The 2,750-nt window shown below is 75.8% G+C and carries 2 protein-coding genes; both read right to left on the minus strand.

Features of this window, described 5'->3' with window-relative positions; all coding sequences use genetic code 11:
* Positions 1-1,790: type I polyketide synthase (locus ACH4SE_RS36405; protein ID WP_398547877.1), on the minus strand; the 1,790-nt coding region annotated here is incomplete at its 3' end.
* Between the two features lie 15 nt (positions 1,791-1,805).
* Positions 1,806-2,750, minus strand: a 945-nt coding sequence (locus ACH4SE_RS36410; RefSeq protein ID WP_398547878.1) for a KR domain-containing protein, incomplete at its 5' end; no start/stop codon positions are given.

Here is a 2,750-nt window from a genome sequence, read left to right on the forward strand (position 1 = left end):
CGGGCGGCGAAGACCGGTGAGCCGTCCAGGAGGTCCACGCCCATGCCCGGCCACTGCGATCCCTGGCCGGGAAAGACGAACACCGGACCGGCACCCGGGTCCAGCGCCGTCCCCCGCACCACGCCGGGGTGCTCCGCACCCTCCGCCAGGGCGTCGAGCCCTTCCAGCAGTTCGGCCCGGCTCTGCCCGACGACGGCCGCGCGGCGGGGGAAGGACGCCCGGGTGGTCAGCAGCGACCGGCCCACCTGCGCGACGGGGACCTCCGGCCGCCCGGCCACCATCGCCGCCAGCCGCCGGGCCTGTGCGGCCAGGGCCTCCTCGCTGCGGGCCGACAGCACCCACGGCAGCGGCGCCGCGTCCGTGTCCGCGGCGGCGGGTTCGGGCGCCTGCGCGGCCGGCGCCTCGGGCGCCTCCTGAAGGATGACGTGCGCGTTCGTGCCGGAGATGCCGAAGGCCGACACGCCCGCCCGGCGGGTGGCGGCGGCGTCCGCGGGCCAGTCGACGGGCTCGGTGAGCAGCCGCACGGCTCCCGACGTCCAGTCGACGTGCGGGGTGGGTTCGTCGACGTGCAGGGTCGCGGGCAGTGAGCCGTGGCGCATCGCCATGACCATCTTGATGACACCCGCGACCCCGGCGGCGCCCTGCGCGTGGCCGATGTTGGACTTGACCGAGCCGAGCCACAGCGGCCGGCCGGCCGGGCGGTCCTGGCCGTACGTCGCCAGCAGCGCTTCCGCCTCGATCGGGTCGCCGAGCCTGGTGCCCGTGCCGTGCGCCTCGACGGCGTCGACCTCGGAGGCCGCGAGCCCGGCGTTGGCGAGCGCCTGCCGGATGACGCGCTGCTGGGAGGGGCCGTTGGGCGCGCTCAGGCCGTTGCTGGCGCCGTCCTGGTTGACGGCGGAGCCGCGGACGACGGCCAGTACCCGGTGGCCGTTGCGGTGGGCGTCCGAGAGCCGTTCCAGCAGGACGAGTCCGGCGCCTTCGGAGAAGCCGGTGCCGTCCGCGGCGGCGGCGAAGGCCTTGCAGCGGGCGTCGGGGGCGAGGCCGCGCTGCCGGGAGAACTCGACGATGACGTTGGGCGTGGCCATCACCGTCACGCCGCCGGCGAGCGCGAGATCGCACTCCCCGGTGCGCAGCGCCTGCGCGGCCAGGTGGATCGCGACCAGCGACGACGAGCACGCGGTGTCCAGCGTGACGGCCGGTCCCTCCAGGCCCAGCGTGAAGGAGATCCGGCCGGAGACGACGCTGAGGGCGTTGCCGGTCAGGAGGAAGCCCTCGGCGTCCTTGTCGACCGGCGGTGTGCCGAAACCGGGCACGCCGGCCCCGGTGTAGACGCCGGTCGCGGTGCCCTTCAGGCTCGTGGGGTCGATGTGCGCGCGCTCCAGGAGCTCCCAGGCGGTCTCCAGCAGGACGCGCTGCTGCGGGTCCATCGCCGTGGCCTCGCGCGGGCTGATGCCGAAGAACTCCGCGTCGAACTGCCCGGCGCCCGCCAGGAAGCCGCCCTCACGGGCGTAACTGGTGCCGGAGTGGTCGGGGTCCGGGTGGTAGAGCCCGTCGAGGTCCCAGCCGCGGTCGGTGGGGAAGGGGCCGATCGCGTCACCGCGCGAGGCGACCAGGTCCCACAGCGCCTCGGGGGAGTCGATCCCGCCGGGGTAGCGGCAGGCCATGGCCACGATCGCGATCGGTTCGCGCGACCTCTCCTCGGTCTCCCGCAGCCGCTGCCTGACCTGGCCGAGGTCGAGGGTGACGCGCTTGAGGTACTGGCGCAGCTTGTCTTCGGTGGTCGTCGGCATCGGTTCCGCATCCCCTCAGGACGAGCCCAGTTGCTGGTCGATGAGCGCGAACATCTCGTCGTCCGACGCGGAGCCCAGGGCCTCCCCGTCGATGTCCGGCGCACCGGACGAACCGCCCTCCAGCCGGGAGAGCAGGGCGTGCAGCCGGCCGGCGATCGTCTCGCGGGCCCTCCCGTCGACCTCCCGGCCGCCGAGCGTCGCCTCCAGCCGGGCCAGGTCGCCGAGCACGGGCGCCAGCGGGTCGGCGGCGGCCGCCGCCTGCCCGTCCGGGGCGAGCTTGCCGTCGAGGAAGCGGGCGGTGCTCTCCGCGTCCGGGTAGTCGAAGACGAGCGCGGCCGGCAGCCGCAGCCCGGTCGCGGACGTGAGCCGGTTGCGCAGCTCGACCGCCGTGAGCGAGTCGAAGCCCAGCTCCTTGAAGGAGCTGTCGGTACGGACCGCCGCCGGGTCGCTGTGCCCGAGCACCGTCGCGGCGTGGGTGCGGACCAGCGCCACCAGCTCGCGCAGCCGATCGTCGGCCGGGAGCCGGCTGATCCGGTCCGCCCAGCCCGCGGACTCGGCAGTGGCCGCGGCCCTCCGCACCGGTGCTCCGGCCGCCGCGAGCCCCCGCAGCAGGGCGGGTGTCTCGGCGGCCGGGCGGCGGCCGAGGGCGCGCGGGTCGAGGTCCAGCGCGACGAGCGCGGGGTCGGTGTGCCGGAGGGCGGCGTCGAGGAGGAGCAGGGCCTTCTCCGTCGACAGCGGCGTCGTCCCGGAGCGGCTCATCCGGGCGTGGTCGGTGTCGCTGAGCTGCTGGGTCATCCCGCTCGCCGCGGCCCACAGCCCCCACGCGAGCGACGACGCCGGGCGCCCGGCGCGGTGCAGCCCGATCGCGAGGGCGTCGAGGTAGGCGTTGGCGGCGGCGTAGTTGGCCTGTCCTGGGCTGCCGAGGGTGCCGGCGGCGGAGGAGTAGACGGCGAAGAGGGC

Source organism: Streptomyces sp. NPDC020983, from assembly GCF_044333485.1.
In the GTDB taxonomy this organism is placed as follows: Bacteria; Actinomycetota; Actinomycetes; order Streptomycetales; family Streptomycetaceae; genus Actinacidiphila.